The sequence below is a fragment of the Methylobacterium sp. HJ2 genome (assembly GCF_056431005.1).
The window spans coordinates 464,933-483,263 of the sequence record NZ_JBWJYM010000001.1 but is presented as its reverse complement, the minus strand read 5'-3'; the positions used below and the strand labels follow the sequence as shown (position 1 = coordinate 483,263).

Below are 18,331 nucleotides of genomic sequence, written 5' to 3'. Positions count from 1 at the left end.
CCGTCAGCAAAGGCGTAACGTGCCGGCTGGCTCAACGCGTCCGATAGGCGACGTTGCTGGGAACGCGGCAAAATCTGCAGCCCCAAAACGAGACGCGCGGCGACGCACCGGCATACCCGACCTTTACCGTATCGGACGCATGGTCCCCTGGTCAGTCGCGTAACCGGTGTTTGCCATGGCTTCCCCGCGTACCGTGGTCGCTGGCGCACCCGCCCGGAAACAGGTCTCGCGTGCCGGGCGGCCCGCGTCAGCGCCACGGATGGGTCTCGTACCCGCCACCCAGCGCCTTCCCCTCGACGAGATCCTCGTCGGCGACTGCGTCAGCGCCATGAACGCGCTGCCGGCAGCCTCCGTGGACTGCGTGTTCGCGGACCCGCCCTACAATCTCCAGCTCGGCGAGGGCGCGCTGCTGCGCCCCGACCAGAGCCGCGTCGACGCCGTCGACGACGACTGGGACAAGTTCTCGACCTTCGAGTCCTACGACGCCTTCACCCGCGATTGGCTGACCGCCTGCCGCCGGGTGATGAAGCCGAACGCGACCCTCTGGGTGATCGGGTCGTACCACAACATCTTCCGCGTCGGCAGCGCCTTGCAGGATCTTGGTTTCTGGATCCTCAACGACATCGTGTGGCGCAAGGCCAACCCGATGCCGAACTTCCGCGGCAAGCGCTTCACCAACGCCCACGAGACGCTGATCTGGGCCTCGCGCTCGGCCGACTCGAAGGGCTACACCTTCCATTACGAGGCGCTGAAGGGGGGCAACGAGGACCTCCAGATGCGCTCGGACTGGTTCATCCCGCTCTGCACGGGCGAGGAGCGCCTGAAGGGCGCGGACGGTCAGAAGGTCCACCCGACCCAGAAGCCCGAAGCGCTGCTCGCCCGCACCCTCCTGTCGGCGACCAACCCGGGCGACGTGGTGCTCGACCCGTTCTTCGGGACCGGGACCACCGGGGCCGTGGCCAAGCGCCTGGGCCGCCGCTTCATCGGCATCGAGCGGGAGACCGTCTACGCCGAGGCGGCGCGCGCCCGCATCGACGCGGTGTCGCCCCTGTCCCAGGCCGCGCTTCTGGTGGCCCCGGCCAAGCGCGCCGAGCCGCGGGTGCCCTTCCTCAGCGTGGTCGAGGCCGGGCACATCCGCCCCGGCGAGACGCTGATCGACGAGCGCCGCCGCTTCAAGGCGACGGTTCGCCCCGACGGACAGCTCGGGATCGGCCCCGTGGTCGGCTCGATCCACAAGATCGGCGCCCTCGTCCAGGGTCTGCCGGCCTGCAACGGCTGGACCTTCTGGCACGTCGAGCGCGGCGGCCGGCCCGTGGTGATCGACACGTATCGGGACGCGCTCCGGGCCGCGATGGGCAAGGCGGGCTGAAGAGCGTCACAGGGTGGGCCGCCATCGGGCGGCCGCCCTCACCGCCTGCGGCGCGCGGGCCTGCGCGCGGCGGGCCTCGGCTCCGGTTCCCCCTCGAACGACTCGTCGGCCTCGGGCGGCGGCGGCGGCAGCCTCGGGGCGGGCTTCGGCACCGGGCGGAAGCGCGGCTCCGGCTCGGCCACGGTCTCGGGCGCGTCGAAGACCGCGAGCAGCGGCATCGGCGGCGGGTCCTTCCGGGGCCTGCCCCGGGGCTTCTTCTGGGGTTCCGGCTTCGGGTCGAAGGCGTGGGCCAGGACCTTCTTCATCAGGCCGGGCAACGGCTCCTCGCCGAGGTCACGCCGGGGCGTGAAGCGCATGCCCGGCGGCGCCTGTGCGGCGAGCCCGACGCGGGCGAGGAAGACCGTCAGCTCCAGCGGAAAATGCGTGAAGCCGTGGCGGACGAGGCCGGGCAGGCGCTTCCAGCGCGCGTCGAGCGGCGCGTCGAGGAGCGCGCCCGCGGGGTCGTAATCCGGCTCCCAGGCGCTCGTCGGCGGCTCGGCCATGGTCCCCAGGAGTCCCTCGGCCGGGCGGGTCCGCAGCAGGACCGCCTCGTCGCCCGCGCGCACCGCCACGAAGGCCGCCCCCTTCCGCAGCGCGCCCTTCTGCACCTTGAGCTTGCGCGGATAGGTCTCCTGCATACCCGCGGCCCTGGCCCGGCACGGAGCCATCCAGGGGCAGAGGGCGCAGGCCGGGCGCTTGGGGGTGCAGATCGTGGCGCCCAGATCCATCACAGCCTGGGCGAAGTCGCCGGGCCGGTCCGCCGGCACCAGCCCTTGCGTCAGGCGCCGGATCTCGGGACGGCTCTGGGGCAGCGGGGCGTCGACCGTGAACAGGCGGCTCATCACCCGCTCGACGTTGCCGTCGACCGCGGCCTCCTGCCGGCCGAAGGCGATCGCCGCGATCGCGCCGGCCGTGTAGGCGCCGATCCCGGGCAGCTTGCGCAGGCCCTCGGCGGTGTCGGGAAAGCGCCCGGCCGCGGCCACCAGCTTGGCGCAGGCCTGGAGGTTGCGCGCCCGGGAATAGTAGCCGAGCCCGGCCCAGGCCGCCATCACCTGCTCCTCGGGCGCGGCGGCGAGCGCCGCCACGTCCGGGAAACGGGCGAGGAAGCGCTCGAAATAGGGACGGACGGCTGCGATCGTGGTCTGCTGCAGCATGACCTCCGAGAGCCAGACCCGGTAGGGCTCGGGCGTCTCGCCGGCGAGCGCGCGCCAGGGCAGGACGCGGCGATGCCGGTCGTACCAGGCGAGCAGGTCGGCGGCGCGCGGGGGCGGAGGGCCCGGGTCGGCTGGGGCGGGCGCTGGCATCGGCTCCGGTGATACCCCGCCGGGCGGGCCGGTTCCAAGGGCCTCCGGCCGGGCCGAGGCGAGACTCCCGCGTTAACGCGACGCGGGGTAAGGTCGGCGCCCCGGCGAAACGGAACTGCACTGATGGCGCGCGTCAAACCGCTGGCCGAGCTGATCGAGGGCTGCATCGGGCCGGCCTTCGCCGCGCAGGGCTTCGCCTCGACCGACATCCTGGCGGCCTGGCCCGACATCGTCGGCGAGCGGCTCGCGCGGTTCTGCCGGCCGGCCAAGCTCGAATGGCCGCGCAAGCGCCGGACCGGCTCGGAGGCGCCCGATTCCGGCACCCTGGTGGTGCAGGTCGAGAGCGTGTTCGCGATCGAGTTGCAGCACCTCGCACCCGTGGTGATCCAGCGCATCAACGCCCATTACGGCTGGGCCTGCGTCGGCCGCCTCGTGCTGAAGCAGGATCGCGTCGGGATCCGGGGCCGAGCGGCGCGGCCGGCCGAGGTCGATCCGGCCCGCCGCGGAGAGGTCGCCCGCGCGGTCTCGCACATCCCCGACGACGGGCTGCGCGACGCGCTCGACCGGCTCGGCCTGGCGGTGGTGGCCGCCCGCCGCGGCTGAGGCCCGCGCAAACGCGCCGCCTTGCCAGCCCCGGCGCGCACGATTAACCGCAGGGGGACAATTCGAGGACAACCGAGGGATCCCGGCGGATCTCGCAGCGGAGCCAGTCACGACATGATCACGCGGCGCGACGCTTTGAAACTCACCGGGCTCGCCGTCGGCGCGGCCGTCCTGCTGCCGAAGCTCGGCCTGCCGGCCCTCGCCCAGAGCGCGGATCTCTCGACCCTGATGCAGCCGGGACCGCTCGGCGACGTCTGGCTCGGACCCAAAGACGCCAAGGTCACGATCATCGAGTACGCCTCGATGACCTGCTCGCACTGCGCCGCCTTCCATCGCACGACCTGGCCGGCCCTGAAGGAGCGCTACATCGACACCGGCAAGGTGCGCTTCACCTTGCGCGAGTTCCCGCTCGACCCGCTCGCCACCGCGGCCTTCATGCTGGCGCGCTGCGATGGAGACGCGAAATACTATCCGATCACCGACCTGCTCTTCGACCAGCAGCCGGCCTGGGCCTTCCAGCAGAAGCCGGTCGACGCGCTGGAGCAGATGCTGAAGCAAGCCGGCTTCTCGAAGGAGAAGTTCGAGGCCTGCCTGAAGGACCAGAAGCTCTACGAGGCGGTCAACGCCGTGAAGAGCCGCGGGCTCGACACCTTCAAGGTCGATTCGACGCCGACCTTCTTCATCAACGGCGAGCGCTACAAGGGCGAGATGACGATCGAGGGCATGGAGAAGGTGATCAAGCCGATCCTCGGCGCCTGACCCACCCGGGAGAGCCGCTCCCGGGGCCCGTGAGACCCCGGTGAAGCTTTCCCGGAAAACCTGCCCGCGCGACGTCCCGAAAACGCCGAAACCTCAATCCGCGCAATGTCTTGATTGGTATTTCGGACGCCTTGACACGCCATAGGGGCGAAACTATGGTGCGCCGCGCTTGAAGGGGGCAAGCAGCGGTTCCCGTCCTCTCGCCAATGTGAGTTTTCGCCGTGAGCGGCAACGACGCAAGCGACGAGGGGAAGGCGGACCGCTCGCCGACGGACAGCGAACTCTCCGCGAGGCTCAGACGTCTCGAGACGCAGATCGACCGGAAGCGGCCCGCGGCTGCTCCCGATCCTTCGCCGCGTTCAGGGTCGTCTGCGCAATCCTCGCTCGGCCAGGCGATGACGCTCTCGACGGAGTTCATCGCCGGGGTCATCGCCGGCGGGATCCTCGGATGGATCTGCGATCATTTCCTCGGGACGAAGCCCTGGGGTTTGATCGTATTCCTGATGTTGGGCTTCGTGACGGGCGTCTACAACCTCATGCGCCTGTCGGGCTTCAACCGGTCGGACGACCGGAAGGGCCCGGGGCAACCATAAGATCGATCGGGTTCTCGGCCCGGGCACGGCCTCAACGGCCGCACGGGTACGAAGGGAGCAGAAGCAGAGCATGGCGGCCAGCATCGACCCGATCCACCAGTTCGAGCTGAAGCCGCTCGTGTCGCTCGGACATATCGGTCACCAAGAGATCGCGTTCACCCAGTCCGCGCTCTACATGTTCGCGGCCGTCGGCGTGATCGCGCTGATCACGGTCGTGGCGACGGCGGGCCGCTCGGTGATCCCGGGGCGGATGCAGGCGCTCGCCGAGATTTTCTACGAGTTCATCGCCGACACCTTGCACCAGGCGACCGGCGACAAGGAGCAGCGCTTCCTGCCGCTGGTGTTCTCGCTGTTCATGTTCGTGCTCGTGCTGAACATGTTCGGGATGATCCCCTACGCCTTCGCGGTCACCAGCCACCTGATCATCACGTTCGGGCTCGCAGCCCTGGTGATTTCCACCGTGGTGATCTACGGGGTGATGAAGCACGGCAGCCATTTCCTCGGGCTGTTCATTCCCTCGGGCGTTCCGAAGCCCCTGCTGCTGATCATGGTCCCGATCGAGATCGTCTCCTTCCTGTCGCGGCCGATCAGCCTCTCGGTGCGTCTGTTCGCCAACATCCTGGCGGGGCACATCGCGCTCAAGATCTTCGCCTTCTTCGTGGCGCAGCTGCTGCTCGCCGGAGCCTGGAGCGTGCTCTCGCCGCTGCCCCTGTTCCTCACCATCGCGTTGACCGCACTGGAATTTCTGGTGGCGGCCCTCCAGGCCTACGTCTTCGCGACGCTGACGGCGGTCTATCTCGCCGACGCCCTTCACCCCGGCCACTGATCTCGGTCGGCTTCCCTCCGCCGTAACGAAAATCGTTCGAAACTCCAGGAGCTTACTATGGATCCCGTCGCTGCGAAGTACATCGGCGCCGGTCTCGCCTGCCTCGGCATGGCGGGCGCGGGCATCGGCCTCGGCAACCTGTTCGGCCAGTTCTACGCCGGTGCGCTTCGCAACCCCTCCGCGGCCGACAGCCAGCGCACCAACCTGCTGCTCGGCTTCGCGCTGACCGAGGCGCTCGGCATCTTCTCGCTGCTCGTCGCGCTGCTGCTCCTGTTCGCCGTCTAAGCAGCGGTCGATCCCCGCCCCGGCGCCCGGCGCCGCGGCGGAGGGATCGTCTCGGCCGGTCCGCCGGCCCGGTCGAGCGCTCCGCCCTCCAGCGCGAGCGCTCATTCTCTTTCCCGCAAGCATCCTCACGGACGGGGTCATGGCGCAGCCGAATCCTCTCACCACCCCGCCCGCCGGGACCGACACGTATGCGGGCCACGGCGAGGTCCTGCACCCGGCGGATCACCACGCCTTTCCGCCCTTCGAGAGCCACACCTTCCTGGCGCAGCTCGTCTGGCTCGCCCTGGCCTTCGGCCTGCTCTATTACCTGATGTCCAAGATCGCCCTGCCGCGGATCCAGGCCATCCTGCACGACCGCGCCACCCGCTTGTCGAGCGATCTCGACGAGGCGCAGCGCATGAAATCCGAGGCCGACACGGCCGGCGCCGCCTACGAGAAGTCCCTGCGGGACGCGCAGGGCAAGGCCCGCGAGATCGCCCAGGAGACCCGCAACGCCCTCACCGCGGAAGCCGAGGCGAAGCGCAAGACCCTCGAGGCCGAGCTGAACCAGAAACTCGCCGCCGCGGAGGCGACCATCCGCACCCGCACCGACGCGGCGATGGGCAACGTTCGCGCCATCGCGGGCGAGACCGCCGTGGCGATCGTCGAGCGCCTGACCGGCCAGGCGCCCGACCCGGCGAGCCTCGCGCGCGCCCTCGACCAGACCGCGACCGCGCACTGAGACGACGCCCGCTCGATCGGAGCGGGGTCGTATCCGGCAAGCCCGCGCGGCTTTTGAGCGAAGCCCGAATCCGCCATCCCGAGGGGGATCATCCGGATTTGCTATGAGACGGAATCGATAAGCCATGCTGCTCACCGCGGAATTCTGGGTCGCCGTCGCCTTCGTCATCTTCCTGGCGATCGCCGCCAAGGCCGGTGCCTTCGGTGCGATCACCAAGGGGCTCGACGCCCGTGCCAAGCGCGTCCGGCACGAACTCGATGAAGCCAAGCGCCTGCGCGAGGAGGCCGCCACCGTGCTGGCCGATTACAAGCGCCGCCGCTCCGAGGCCGAGAAGGAGGCCGAGACCATCGTGGCGAGCGCCCGCGAGGAAGCCCAGCGCATCGCCGACGAGGGCCACCAGCGCCTGAACGATTTCGTCACCCGCCGCACCAAGGCCGCCGAGGTCAAGATCGCCCAGGCCGAGGCGCAGGCGGAGGCCCAGGTCCGCGCCGCGGCGGCCGACGCCGCGATCCGCGTCTCGGAGACCATCCTGCGCGAGCGCATGCAGGGCGAGGCCGCGCAGGGCCTCATCCGCACCAGCCTCGGCGAGGTCCGGACTCGCATGCGGGCCTGAGCCTAGACGCCGTCGATCCTGTCGCGAGCCGCCTCCGGGCGGCTCGTCGCGTTTCCGGCCCCTTCCCGGTCCGGCACGTGCCCTTTGGCACCGCCCGGATCCGGGGCCGGGATTAACGAGGCGACCCTGCTTCGGCCCTCGCGCCCGCCATGATGCAGGGCGGATCCGGTCCCGGACGCCGCACCGGACACCCCAAGAGCGATGCAGCCGATCCTCTCGATCCAGAACCTGTCGAAGACCTACGCGTCCGGCCTGTCCGCGCTCAGCGACATCAACCTCGCGATCACGCGGGGCGAGATCTTCGCGCTGCTCGGACCGAACGGGGCCGGCAAGTCGACCCTGATCAACATCGTCTGCGGCATCGTCACGGCGAGCACCGGCACGGTGACGGTCGACGGCCACGACATCGCCCGCGACTACCGGCAGGCGCGGGCCACGATCGGGCTCGTGCCCCAGGAGCTGACCACCGACGCCTTCGAGACGGTGATCAAGACGGTGAGCTTCACCCGCGGCCTGTTCGGCCTGCGCAAGGACCCGGCCCATATCGAGCGGATCCTCACCGAGCTGTCGCTGTGGGAGAAGCGCGACAGCCGGATGATGCAGCTCTCGGGCGGCATGAAGCGCCGCGTGCTGATCGCCAAGGCGCTGTCCCACGAGCCCCGCGTGCTGTTCCTCGACGAGCCGACGGCGGGCGTCGACGTCGAGCTGCGCCAGGACATGTGGCGCCTCGTGCGGCGCCTGCGCGATCAGGGCGTCACCGTGATCCTGACCACGCACTACATCGAGGAGGCCGAGGAGATGGCCGACCGGATCGGCGTGATCCGGAAGGGCCGCATCATCCTGGTCGAGGAGAAGGCCGAGCTGATGCGCAAGCTCGGGCGCAAACAGCTCAGCCTGCAGCTCTCCGAGCCGCTGGCGGCGCTGCCCGAGGCGCTCGCCGGGCGGGCGCTGGAGATCGCCGGCAACGGGCGCGAGCTGGTCTACACCTACGACACCAAGGCCGAGCGCACCGGCATCACGCGGCTCCTCACCGATCTCTCCGCCGCGGGCATCACCTTCACCGATCTCCAGACCCGGCAGAGCTCCCTGGAGGATATCTTCGTCGGCCTCGTCCGGGAGCAGGCATGACCACCATGAACTGGCCGGCAGTCCGCGCCATCTACGCGTTCGAGATGAACCGCTTCTGGCGCACGGCGATGCAGAGCATCCTGGCGCCTGTGATCTCGACGTCGCTCTACTTCGTGGTCTTCGGCGCGGCGATCGGCTCGCGGCTGCAGGTGGTGGACGGCGTGCCCTACGGGCTGTTCATCGTGCCGGGGCTGATCATGCTCTCGCTGCTGACGCAGAGCATCGCCAACGCCTCCTTCGGCATCTACTTCCCGCGCTTCGCCGGCACGATCTACGAGATCCTGTCGGCTCCGATCTCGCCGGTCGAGGTGGTGATCGGCTATGTCGGAGCGGCGGCCTCGAAATCGATCCTGATCGGCCTGATCATCCTGGCGACGGCGGCCCTGTTCGTGCCCCTGCGCATCGATCACCCGCTCTGGATGATGGGCTTCCTCGTGCTGACCGCCGTGACCTTCAGCCTGTTCGGCTTCGTCATCGGCCTGTGGGCGGACGGATTCGAGAAGCTGCAGCTCGTGCCGCTCCTCATCGTCACGCCGCTGACCTTCCTGGGCGGCAGCTTCTACGCCATCGAGATGCTGCCGCCGTTCTGGCGCGCCCTGAGCCTGATCAATCCGGTGGTCTACCTGATCAGCGGCTTCCGCTGGAGCTTCTTCGGCCAGGCCGACGTCAGCATCGGCGTGAGCCTCGGCATGACGTTCCTGTTCCTGGCCATCTGCCTCGGGCTCGTCACCTACATCTTCCGCACCGGCTACCGGCTGAAGAGTTGACGCCGGCCGTCGCGGTCCGGTCATCCAGCGAACGCACCGCTCGGGATCGGTGTGGCGCGGCCTGAGGGGCCTCAAGCGCCCGCCGGATGATCCGTGCTCAGGGTGAGTTCGGTCCAGCGTGCCATCTCGCTCTGCATCGCGTCGCGCTGGCGCTGCGCCCGGGCGAGCGCGTCGGACCCGAGCAGCAGGTGGAGTGGCGGCTCGGGCGCATCGACGACGGCGAGGATCGCCTGCGCCGCCCGGACCGGATCGCCGACCTGCCGGCCCACCATCCCGTCGAAGGCCGCCATCCTTTGCCCGACGCTGGCGCCGTAGACGGACTCGCCGGGCGCCCGGTCGGAATGGCGGATCGAGTGGGCCGACAGGAAGTCGGTCCGGAAAGCGCCGGGCGCCACCGCGGTCACCCGGATGCCGAAGGGCTCGACCTCCTGCGCCAGGGTCTGCGACAGACCCTCCAGGGCGAACTTCGCCGCCCCGTAGAGTCCGGCCCCGACGCCGGGCGCCCGTCCGGCGATCGAGGTCACGTTGACGATGTGTCCCGAGCCCTGCGCCCGCAGGCGCGGGAGCGCCGCGCGGATCACCCGGAACGGCCCGAAGACGTCGACCGCGAACAATTGCTCCACCTCGGCATCGGTCGCCGCCTCGATCGCCCCGAGCAGGCCGTAGCCCGCATTGTTGACGATGACATCGAGGCGATCCCCCGCCAGCCGGAACGCCTCCGCGACCGCGGCATCGATCGCGCCCGCATCGGCGAGATCGAGCCGCAGCAGGTGGAGCGTCCCGCTCTGCGGGTCGATCTGCGGATCGCCCGTGCGAACGGTCCCCACGACCGTGTCGCCGCGCCCCAGGGCCGCCTCCGCCAGCGCCTTCCCGAGCCCCCGCGAGATGCCGGTGATGAACCATGCCGTCATGTCGATCCTCCGTGTGCGGCTCCTCCATCGCGCAGGGGCACCGGCCACGGAATGGCGCTTTTCCTCACAGGACTTGTAAGTTCAGCTTCATGATGATCCGCTGCGCGGCATGGATCCGATCATCACCGGCAGCGACTTCGCCCATCTGCGCGCCTTCGTGGCGGTGGCGGAGGCGCTCAGCTTCAGCCGGGCCGCCGAGGCCCTCGGCGTCTCGCCCTCGGCGCTCAGCCAGACCATCCGGGCCTTCGAGGACCGGGTGGGGATCCGCCTGCTCAACCGGACGACGCGCAGCGTCGCGCTCTCGGACGCGGGCGAGAACCTGCTTCGGCGCGTACGCCCCGTCCTGGCCGAACTCGGAATGGCGGTGGGGCAGGTCAGCCGCTACCGCGAGCAGCCGTCCGGCACGGTGCGAATCCACGCCTCACGGGCGGCCGGACGGCTCTACCTCGAACCGGCGCTCGCCGCGTTCCACGCGCGCTATCCCGAGGTAATTCTCGACGTCACCCTGGACGACGCGGTGGTGGACGTGGTGGCACGCGGCTTCGACGCGGCGCTCCGCATCGGCGAGGTGATCGCGCAGGACATGGTGGCCGTGCGCCTCGGCCCGGACCTCCGCCAGATCGCGGTGGCCGCCCCGGATTACCTCGCCCGGCACGGCCGCCCGGACACGCCGCGGGATCTTCTCGGCCATCGCTGCATCCGCTGGCGCTGGCCCGGCCGCAGCACGCCCTACGATTGGGAGTTCTACGAGGACGGGCGCTGGTTCGAAGTCGCCGTGGAGGGACCGCTGATCGTGAGCAGCAAGGGTCTCGCCCTGCGCGCGGCGCTCTCCGGCGTCGGCATCGCGTTCACGGTGGAGAGGACGGCGCGCCCCTTCGTCTCCGCCGGCCGGCTCGTGCCGCTGCTCGAGCGCTGGTCGGCCCCGTTCCCGGGCTATCACCTCTGCTTCCCGCGCCAGCGCCAGATGGCGCCGGCGCTCCGGGCCTTCATCGACCACCTGCGCGCGCATGCCGAGGAAGCGGAACCCGCGGAGGCGTGATCGCTCGCCCCGTCAGGGTTGCGCCGCCAGGAAGGCCAGAACGCCGTCCTTGTGCTCCTTGGAGCCGACCGCCGTGCTGTGGTCGCGACCCGGGATCTCGAGGGCGCGGGCGTCCGGCAGCAGGGCGGCGAGACCGGGCCCGGAGCCCGCCACCGTGTCCAGGGTGCCGACCGAGACGAGGGTGGGCGTCTCGATCTGCGAGACCTCGGCGCGCGACAGGGTCTGGCGCGAGCCGCGCATGCAGGCGGCGAGCGCCCGCAGATCGCTGCGGGTCTGCTCGGCGAAGGTGCGGAAGGCCGCGGCCGTGGGATTCGGGGCGGGCGCGCCGCGGGGCGCCTCGAGCGCCTCGGCGATGCCCTCGGGCAGGCCCCGCCCCTCGACGAGATGGAGCCCGAGCCCGCCGATCATCAGCGAGCGCACCCGGCCCGGATGGTCGAGGGCGAGGAAGGCGCTGATGCGGGCGCCCATCGAGTAGCCCATCACGTCGGCCCGCGCGATGCCGAGATGATCGAGGAGCCGCAGGGCATCGCCGGCCATGTGCTCCGAGCTGTAGAGCGCCGGATCGTAGAGCTTCTCGCTCTCGCCGTGGCCGCGATTGTCGAGCGCGATGGTGCGGTAGCCGGCGCGCGTCAGCGTGCGGACCCAGAGGGTGTTGACCCAGTTGACCGCGTGGTTCGAGGCGAAGCCGTGGATCAGGAGGATCGGCGCGCCGCTGCCGCCGACCGCCGGCTCGTCGATATAGGCGATTCGCACGCCGTCCGAATCGAAGCTCTGCATCTTGGAAAAACCCGCGCCGGTGGTCCCGTGCGCCCCGCTTAGAACGGCGCGGGCCGCCGGGGCAATGCGGGGCCGCTTGCCGCGGACGGGTTCGGCTGTCATCACGCCGCGCGATGAAAGACATAGCGCCCTTCGGCACCTACGCCCCGGCCGGCCTCGTGGCCGCGATCGCCCGGCGGACCGCACGCATCCCGGCCGGCTCGTGGACGGGGCGGCGCCTCGCCCTGTTCCTGCGCCGGATCGCGATCTCGCTGCTCGGCGGCAAGCCCCTCGACGTCGAGCGCTTCGGGGCGCGGATGCGGCTGCACCCCTACAACAACAATTGCGAGAAGAAGGTGCTGTTCACGCCGCAATTCTTCGATCCGGAGGAGCGCGCGGTGCTGCGCGAGCATCTCGAGCCGGGCTGCGTCTTCATCGACATCGGGGCGAATATCGGCGCCTACACGCTGTTCGTGGCGGCCTTCGCGGGCCCGACCGCCCGCATCGTCGCGGTGGAGCCGCAGCCCGACGTGTTCGACCGGCTGAGCTACAACATCGCCCAGAACGCCTTCCACACGGTGAAGGCGGTGGCCTGCGCGGTGGCCGACAAGGCGGGCGAACTGACGCTGTTCGTCGATCCGCGCAATCGCGGCGAATCGAGCCTCAAGATCGTGGGCACCAACGAGGGCGCCCAGATCCGCGTGCCCGCGGTGACCCTGCTCGGCCTCGTGCGGGGTGAGGGCCTGACCCGGATCGACGCGCTGAAGCTCGACGTGGAGGGGGCCGAGGATCTCATCCTCGAACCGTTCCTGAGCCAAGCCCCGCCCGCGCTGCTGCCCCGAATGATCGTGGCCGAGAACGGCACCGACCAGTGGCAGCTCGACCTGCCCAAGCTCCTGGCCGGCCACGGCTACCGCGAGCTGACGCGCACCCGGCTGAACCTGATCTTCCGGCGCGACGCGGATTAGGTCTACGCCCGCCGAAGGGGCGCCCGGGTCGCCGCGAGACGATGCGGAATGCGTCAGACCGGCGCGACCACCGGAATCGCCTCGGCGATCGTGACGCCCGCGGGCCCGACCCGGCAGCGATAGGCGTAGGCCTCGACGCCGGCCTGCCGGGCCTCGCGAAAGGCCTGATCGAAGGCGGGATCGAGATCGCGGGCGACGTCGAAGGCCTCGGCCCGCATCTGCACCACCACGATCACCATCGCCCGGCCGCCGGCCCGCACGATGCCGGCGAGCTCGCGCATGTGGCGGGCGCTGCGCGCCGCCTTGCAGTCGGGGAACTCGGCGAGGCCGGGACGGCGCATCAGGTGGCAGTTCTTGACCTCGACGTGGCAGGGCCCCTGGCCCTCGGCCTCCGCCACGAAGTCGACGCGGCTCGCGGCGCCGTAGCGGACCTCGGGCCGCAGGGTCGCGTAGCCGGCGAGCGGGGCGAGCCGGCCGGCGCGAAACGCCTCGGCCACGAGGGCGTTCGGCCGCATCGTGTTGATGCCGACCCATTGCGGGCCGCCGGGCAGGTCCGCCTCCACCAGTTCCCAGGAATGGCGGAGCTTGCGCGCCGGGTTGTCGGAGACCGAGAGCAGCACCGGGCTTCCCGGCACGGCGAGCCCCAGCATCGCGCCCGGGTTGGCACAATGGGCGGTGATGCGGCTGCCGTCGGGGCGTTCGACGTCGGCGAGGAAGCGCTTGTAGCGCTGCAGCAACCGGCCTTCGAGGAGCGGGGCGGGAAAATCCATGCGCCGGCCCTTACGGAATGTCCCGCCGGCGGGGAAGACGGCCGCGCCGCTTGGTCGGACCGCACTGCGCGCGCTATCTGCGGGGGAACACGCACAGGCCCGGACCCTCATGACCACCGATTCCACCGCCGTCACCGCCGCGATCCTCGTGATCGGCGACGAGATCCTGTCCGGCCGCACGAAGGACAAGAACATCGGCACCATCGCCGAGTATCTCACCGCGAGCGGCATCGACCTGCGCGAGGTCCGCATCGTGCCCGACGTCGCCGCGGCGATCGTCGAGGCGGTCAACGCGCTGCGCGCCCGCTACACCTACCTGTTCACCACCGGGGGCATCGGGCCGACCCACGACGACATCACGGCCGATTGCGTCGCCGAGGCCTTCGGCGTCGGCATCGACGTCGACCCGCGCGCCAAGGCGATGCTGCTGGAGCGCCACAAGCCCGAGGATCTGAACGCGGCGCGCCTGCGCATGGCCCGGATCCCGGACGGGGCCGACCTGATCCCGAACCCGATCTCGAAGGCGCCGGGCTTCCGCATCGGCAACGTCTTCGTCATGGCGGGCGTGCCGGCGATCATGCAGGCGATGCTGGACGCGGTCGGGCCGGGGCTCGCCCGCGGCGCCCCGGTCCTGTCCGAGACGGTCGCCGCCCACGGCGTGCCGGAGGGCAATTACGCGACGGCCCTGGGCGAGATCGCCGCGCGCTACCCGGAGCTCTCGGTCGGCTCCTACCCGTCGATGACCCAGAACGGCTTCGAGAACCGCATCGTGGTCCGGGGCAAGGACACCGAGGCCCTGGCGCGCGCCCGGTCCGAGATCGAGGCGCTCCTCGCCCGCCTCGCGGGCTGAGACCGAACCGCGCGTCGGAGGTTGTCCGAGCGAGACCGGCAGATTCAGGGAGCGGCATGAACGGGGACGAGACGGGCGAGCAGCGCGCCAAACGCACCGAGCGCGAGGAGACCGTCTCGTCGATCAGCCGGCCCGACGCCTACGTGCTGCACGAGGTCATCCGCGCCAACGGCAACGAGGAGTTGCGCCGCCATGGGGGCGCCCTGTTCCTGTCGGCCTTCGCGGCGGGCCTGAGCATCGCCCTGTCGCTGATCGTGCCGGGCGTGCTCTCGGCGCACCTGCCCAGCGGGGACTGGACGAAGGTCATCACCACCATGGGCTACGCCGTGGGTTTCCTCGTGGTGGTGCTCGGGCGCCAGCAATTGTTCACCGAAAACACCATCACCCCGGTCCTGCCCCTGCTGCACGACCGCACGGCGAAGACCGCGTGGCGGGTCCTGCGGCTCTGGGGCATCGTGCTCGCCGGCAACATCCTGGCGACCGCGGCCATCGCCGCGACGATCGCCCATTCGGGCGCCTTCCCGCCGGAGGTTCAGGCGGCCTTCGCCGAGATCAGCCACACCACCATAGCGTTCGGGTTCGGCGCCACGATGGTGAAGGCGGTCTTCGCCGGCTGGATCATCGCCTTGATGGTCTGGATCCTGCCTGCGACCGGCACGGCGGCCACCCTCGTCATCATCCTGATGACGTGGCTCGTTGCCCTCTGCGGCCTCGCGCACGTGGTGGCGGGCTCGGTCGAGGCCTTCTACCTCGTGGTCACGGGCGCGGCCACGATGGGCGACTATCTCTGGCGCTTCTTCCTGCCGACGCTGATCGGCAACGTCTTCGGCGGCGTCACCCTGGTGGCGGTGCTGAATTTCGGCCAAGTGGCGCCCGAGGTGGAGGAGACGCGGGAGGTCGAGGGCACGGAGCCGGATTGAGGCCGCTCACCCGCCCTCCGCGTCCTGCTCCAGGCCGCCGCGCACGTAGCCTCGGGAGATCAGGCGGTCGCGTCGCAGCGTGCGCCGTTCGGCCTCGCAGAGGTCGGTCAGCGCGTCGCTGATGACCCGGCGCATCGCCAGCACGGCATCGCCCTCCGCCGCCGCCAGATAGGCAGCCATGATCGTGTCGACGGACGGAGCGGGGGACGGCGTCGTCGGGCGCGGAGGCATCGCGAATCCATGCGTGAACATAACAAGAACACGCCACGGTCGAACCGGTTCGGTCAAGGCTCGCGGGGCCGTTGCATGAACGGTTGTGGACAACCGCCTTTCGCGGCCGTTCAGCCATCACGGCGCAGGATCCCGCCATCGATGGCTCGAGAGGATGACACCCCGTGTCGAACAGGATTCGCGTTGCAGGGCTCGTCGCCCTGGTGCTCACAGCCGCGACGGCGCAGGCCGCCGATTTCGACGGCCCCTACCCGCCCCGCCCCGACGAGGCCGAGGGCTACGAGCATCGCCCGCCGCCGGAGCCGGTGCTGCGCGCGCCCCGCTTCAGCGCCGGTCCCCGCTTCGTACCGGCGCCGGAATCCTGCCGGGTCTTCGTGAAGCGCCGCTTCGACGCCGACGGCGAACCGGTGATCCGACGCGTCCGCGTCTGCGACGAGCCGGACGACCGCGGGCCGCCGCAGCGGCATTTCGGCGGGCCGCGCTTCGAGGGATCGGATTTCGGCAGGCCGGATTTCGACGGGCCGCGCCCGCCCGCGGACATCCCGTACAGGCACTGGGACGGGCCGCGCTGGTAGGCCGGACTCGGACGGGCCCCGCTTCTTCGGGAAGCGGGGCCCGCGCCGTATCCGGGTTCGCTTGACGGAAGCGGGTTGGCGAAGGTAGGCGCCGGTTGCGCGATGAAAACCGGCGCCAGCAACGCTCTGGAGCCGGTCCCGATCGCTCCGCGACAGGGCACGGCTCCAGCCCCTTGCTGTGCCGCGCCTCCCGTCGCCGAACCGCCCCCACTCCGTCGGACAGGTCGGCGCGCGGAGGAAGCGTCGGCCCGCCGGCGCAAGGCCGCTCGGCTCAGGCGCGAACGGGCGCCTTCTTCAGGGCCGCCGCGAAGGCCTTGAGCTGGCGGTTCAGGTCCGCCAGCTCGTTGAGCGCGATGGTCTTGTGACCGTCCTTCACGGCCCGCTCGATATCCTCGACCTGGGTCGCCACGAGGCGGCGCAGGGCATCGGCGAGTTGTTCACGGTTCATCGGTCGTGCTCCCCGATCGGTGGCCGGCAGTGATCCGGTGATACGGGGGTAGCCTTAACCGTCGGTTGTCGGAGACGCCGGAAACCGGATCCCGCTCACGTGCGCCAGGGATGGGCCGGGAGTTCGGTCTGGCCGACCGCGCGGGCGCCTGCCTCGGCCACGGTCTCGTCGTTCTCCACCGTCGAGCCGCTGACGCCGATCGCGCCCGACATCACGCCCTCCGCGTCGACGATCGGGATGCCGCCCGGGAAGGTGATGAGACCGTCGTTCGAGTGCTCGATGCCGTAGAGCGAGCCGCCGGGCTGGGAGAGCTGCCCGATCTGGCCGGTCTTCATGCCGAAGAACACCGCCGTCTTGGCCTTCTTCTGCGCGATGTCGATGGAGCCGACCCAGGCATCGTCCATCCGGTAGAACGCCTTCAGGTTTCCGCCGGAATCGACCACGGCGATGCACATCTGTGTGCCGAGTTCGACGGCCTTGTCGCGGGCCGCACGGATCGCGGTCTCGGCCTGATCGATCGTGACGTGCATGAAACTCTCCGGTTTGGGCGCCGACCGGCGCCGGGTGTCGGGCGCGGCATTGGCGCGCCCCGGTAGAAACGGCGCCGGCCTCGCACCGGTGCCGCCAAAAAGAAACGGCCGCCGGATCCCGTCCGGCGGCCGTCTCCGCGACCGATGGCGCCGGCCTTACTTACCCGACATCGCGTCGGCCTTCTCGATCAGCGCCTCGGCCATGCGGATCGAGGCGATGTCGATGAGGCGGCCGTCGAGGGCCACCGCGCCGCGGCCGGCCTTGGCGGCCTCGTCCATGGCCACGAGGATGCGGCGGGCCTTCTCGACCTCCTTCTCGGAGGGCGTGAACACCTCGTTGGCGAGCTCGATCTGCGAGGGATGGATCGCCCACTTGCCCTCGTAGCCGGCGGCGGCACAGCGGCGGGCGGCCGAGAGGTAGCCGTCCTGATCCGAGAAGTCGCCGAACGGGCCGTCGATCGGGCGCAGGCCATAGGCGCGGCAGGCCACCAGCATGCGCTGCTGAGCGAACAGCCACGGGTCCTGCCAGTGCGTCTCGCGCTTGCCGGCCTCGTCCTTGTCGGTGAGCACGGAATAGTCGGGGTTGACGCCGCCGATCACGGTCGAGCGGGTGCGGCAGGAGGCGGCGTAGTCGGCCACGCCGAAGGACATCGCCTCCAGGCGCTTGGAGGAGGTGGCGATCGCCTCGACATTGGCCATGCCGAGCGCGGTCTCGATCAGCACCTCGAAGCCGAGCTTCTTCTCGCGCTTCTTGGCCTGCTCGATCTGCGTGACGAGCACGTCGATAGCGTAGACGTCGGCCGGCACGCCGACCTTGGGGATCAGGATCATGTCGAGGCGCGGACAAGCCTCCACGATGTCCACGACATCGCGGTACATGTAGTGGGTGTCGAGACCGTTGATGCGGATCATCATGGTCTTGGTGCCCCAATCGATCTCGTTCAGGGCCTGGATGATGTTCTTGCGGGCCTGCTCCTTGTCGTCGGGGGCGACCGCGTCCTCGAGGTCGAGGAAGATCACGTCCGCGGCCGAGGTGGCCGACTTCTCCATGAAGGTCGGGTTCGAGCCCGGCACCGCGAGTTCGGAGCGGTGCAGGCGGGGCTTGGCCTGCTGGATGAGGGTGAAGCTCATGATCTGTGTCTCTCTCCTGATGAAAGCGTTCCGACGCCGCCCGGCTTGCGCGCGGCTAGGCCGTCTCTGCGTCGGCGAGCCGATGCGTCGTCGAGCGAGGCTCCCGATGCGGCGCAGGTTCTTCTCGCAAAACCGGGGACCACCTGTGCGAAACCCGCTTAGAGCGTCCGGGCATCCGGGTACAACATGGAGTCC

The 18,331-nt window shown here is 70.3% G+C and carries 23 protein-coding genes; 15 read left to right on the top strand and 8 right to left on the bottom strand.

What is annotated here, in order from left to right:
* Positions 1–175: 175 nt before the first annotated feature.
* Complete coding sequence (locus ACS5RC_RS02290) at positions 176–1,369, top strand: DNA methyltransferase (protein ID WP_478342197.1); 1,194 nt, start codon at positions 176–178, stop codon at positions 1,367–1,369.
* A 38-nt stretch (positions 1,370–1,407) separates the two neighbouring features.
* Here ACS5RC_RS02290 and mutY read toward each other — a convergent pair whose 3' ends face one another.
* The gene (gene mutY, locus ACS5RC_RS02285) at positions 1,408–2,712 is read right to left on the bottom strand and encodes an A/G-specific adenine glycosylase (protein WP_478342196.1); all 1,305 of its coding nucleotides are present in this window, start codon (positions 2,710–2,712) and stop codon (positions 1,408–1,410) included.
* 123 nt (positions 2,713–2,835) lie between these two features.
* Between mutY and ACS5RC_RS02280 the strand changes: the two genes are divergently transcribed.
* The 9 genes from ACS5RC_RS02280 (at position 2,836) to ACS5RC_RS02240 (ending at position 9,007) form a co-directional block, all read left to right on the top strand.
* The gene (locus ACS5RC_RS02280) at positions 2,836–3,315 is read left to right on the top strand and encodes a DUF721 domain-containing protein (protein WP_478342195.1); all 480 of its coding nucleotides are present in this window, start codon (positions 2,836–2,838) and stop codon (positions 3,313–3,315) included.
* 114 nt (positions 3,316–3,429) lie between these two features.
* On the top strand, positions 3,430–4,074 hold the full coding sequence (locus tag ACS5RC_RS02275; protein ID WP_478342194.1) for a thioredoxin domain-containing protein: 645 nt from the start codon (positions 3,430–3,432) through the stop codon (positions 4,072–4,074).
* A gap of 221 nt (positions 4,075–4,295) precedes the next feature.
* A complete protein-coding gene (locus ACS5RC_RS02270) occupies positions 4,296–4,667 on the top strand; it encodes an AtpZ/AtpI family protein (protein ID WP_478342193.1) in 372 nt (123 codons plus the stop codon).
* A gap of 70 nt (positions 4,668–4,737) precedes the next feature.
* Complete coding sequence (locus ACS5RC_RS02265) at positions 4,738–5,493, top strand: F0F1 ATP synthase subunit A (protein ID WP_478342192.1); 756 nt, start codon at positions 4,738–4,740, stop codon at positions 5,491–5,493.
* Positions 5,494–5,550: 57 nt separating this feature from the next.
* On the top strand, positions 5,551–5,778 hold the full coding sequence (locus ACS5RC_RS02260; RefSeq protein WP_066922442.1) for a F0F1 ATP synthase subunit C: 228 nt from the start codon (positions 5,551–5,553) through the stop codon (positions 5,776–5,778).
* Positions 5,779–5,917: 139 nt separating this feature from the next.
* Positions 5,918–6,499, top strand: coding sequence for a F0F1 ATP synthase subunit B family protein (locus tag ACS5RC_RS02255; protein ID WP_478342191.1), 582 nt, complete (start codon positions 5,918–5,920; stop codon positions 6,497–6,499).
* Between the two features lie 127 nt (positions 6,500–6,626).
* Positions 6,627–7,112: a F0F1 ATP synthase subunit B family protein gene (locus ACS5RC_RS02250; protein ID WP_478342647.1), complete on the top strand. Its 486-nt coding sequence runs from the start codon at positions 6,627–6,629 to the stop codon at positions 7,110–7,112.
* Positions 7,113–7,313: 201 nt separating this feature from the next.
* The gene (locus ACS5RC_RS02245) at positions 7,314–8,240 is read left to right on the top strand and encodes an ABC transporter ATP-binding protein (RefSeq protein ID WP_478342190.1); all 927 of its coding nucleotides are present in this window, start codon (positions 7,314–7,316) and stop codon (positions 8,238–8,240) included.
* Between the two features lie 5 nt (positions 8,241–8,245).
* Positions 8,246–9,007 carry an ABC transporter permease gene (locus tag ACS5RC_RS02240; protein WP_478342646.1) on the top strand — a complete coding sequence of 254 codons (762 nt, stop codon included), beginning with the start codon at positions 8,246–8,248 and terminating at the stop codon, positions 9,005–9,007.
* A 71-nt stretch (positions 9,008–9,078) separates the two neighbouring features.
* On the opposite strand, the gene ACS5RC_RS02235 is transcribed toward ACS5RC_RS02240, so the two are convergent.
* Complete coding sequence (locus tag ACS5RC_RS02235; RefSeq protein ID WP_478342189.1) at positions 9,079–9,918, bottom strand: SDR family NAD(P)-dependent oxidoreductase; 840 nt, start codon at positions 9,916–9,918, stop codon at positions 9,079–9,081.
* Between the two features lie 109 nt (positions 9,919–10,027).
* Between ACS5RC_RS02235 and ACS5RC_RS02230 the strand changes: the two genes are divergently transcribed.
* Positions 10,028–10,957, top strand: a complete 930-nt coding sequence (locus tag ACS5RC_RS02230; protein ID WP_478342188.1) for a LysR family transcriptional regulator — start codon at positions 10,028–10,030, stop codon at positions 10,955–10,957.
* 12 nt (positions 10,958–10,969) lie between these two features.
* Here the strand turns inward: ACS5RC_RS02230 and ACS5RC_RS02225 are convergent, their stop codons facing one another.
* On the bottom strand, positions 10,970–11,734 hold the full coding sequence (locus tag ACS5RC_RS02225; RefSeq protein WP_478342187.1) for an alpha/beta fold hydrolase: 765 nt from the start codon (positions 11,732–11,734) through the stop codon (positions 10,970–10,972).
* A 113-nt stretch (positions 11,735–11,847) separates the two neighbouring features.
* Here ACS5RC_RS02225 and ACS5RC_RS02220 point away from each other — a divergent pair, with 113 nt between their 5' ends.
* On the top strand, positions 11,848–12,681 hold the full coding sequence (locus ACS5RC_RS02220) for an FkbM family methyltransferase (protein WP_478342186.1): 834 nt from the start codon (positions 11,848–11,850) through the stop codon (positions 12,679–12,681).
* Between the two features lie 53 nt (positions 12,682–12,734).
* Here ACS5RC_RS02220 and sfsA read toward each other — a convergent pair whose 3' ends face one another.
* Positions 12,735–13,451 carry a DNA/RNA nuclease SfsA gene (gene sfsA / locus ACS5RC_RS02215; protein WP_478342185.1) on the bottom strand — a complete coding sequence of 239 codons (717 nt, stop codon included), beginning with the start codon at positions 13,449–13,451 and terminating at the stop codon, positions 12,735–12,737.
* 109 nt (positions 13,452–13,560) lie between these two features.
* On the opposite strand from sfsA, the gene ACS5RC_RS02210 reads away from it, so the two are divergent.
* A complete protein-coding gene (locus tag ACS5RC_RS02210; protein ID WP_478342184.1) occupies positions 13,561–14,301 on the top strand; it encodes a competence/damage-inducible protein A in 741 nt (246 codons plus the stop codon).
* 56 nt (positions 14,302–14,357) lie between these two features.
* Positions 14,358–15,221, top strand: coding sequence for a formate/nitrite transporter family protein (locus ACS5RC_RS02205; protein WP_478342183.1), 864 nt, complete (start codon positions 14,358–14,360; stop codon positions 15,219–15,221).
* Between the two features lie 6 nt (positions 15,222–15,227).
* On the opposite strand, the gene ACS5RC_RS02200 is transcribed toward ACS5RC_RS02205, so the two are convergent.
* Entirely contained in the window at positions 15,228–15,401 is a 174-nt protein-coding gene (locus ACS5RC_RS02200; protein WP_478342182.1) for a hypothetical protein, read from the bottom strand.
* A gap of 215 nt (positions 15,402–15,616) precedes the next feature.
* Between ACS5RC_RS02200 and ACS5RC_RS02195 the strand changes: the two genes are divergently transcribed.
* The gene (locus ACS5RC_RS02195; RefSeq protein ID WP_478342181.1) at positions 15,617–16,027 is read left to right on the top strand and encodes a hypothetical protein; all 411 of its coding nucleotides are present in this window, start codon (positions 15,617–15,619) and stop codon (positions 16,025–16,027) included.
* 271 nt (positions 16,028–16,298) lie between these two features.
* Here ACS5RC_RS02195 and ACS5RC_RS02190 read toward each other — a convergent pair whose 3' ends face one another.
* The 3 genes from ACS5RC_RS02190 to ACS5RC_RS02180 form a co-directional block, all read right to left on the bottom strand.
* The gene (locus ACS5RC_RS02190; protein WP_478342180.1) at positions 16,299–16,475 is read right to left on the bottom strand and encodes a hypothetical protein; all 177 of its coding nucleotides are present in this window, start codon (positions 16,473–16,475) and stop codon (positions 16,299–16,301) included.
* A 95-nt stretch (positions 16,476–16,570) separates the two neighbouring features.
* Positions 16,571–17,005, bottom strand: coding sequence for a GlcG/HbpS family heme-binding protein (locus ACS5RC_RS02185; protein ID WP_478342179.1), 435 nt, complete (start codon positions 17,003–17,005; stop codon positions 16,571–16,573).
* A 156-nt stretch (positions 17,006–17,161) separates the two neighbouring features.
* Positions 17,162–18,136 (bottom strand): HpcH/HpaI aldolase/citrate lyase family protein, encoded by a 975-nt coding sequence (locus ACS5RC_RS02180; protein ID WP_478342178.1) that lies wholly within the window; start codon positions 18,134–18,136, stop codon positions 17,162–17,164.
* Positions 18,137–18,331: the final 195 nt, after the last annotated feature.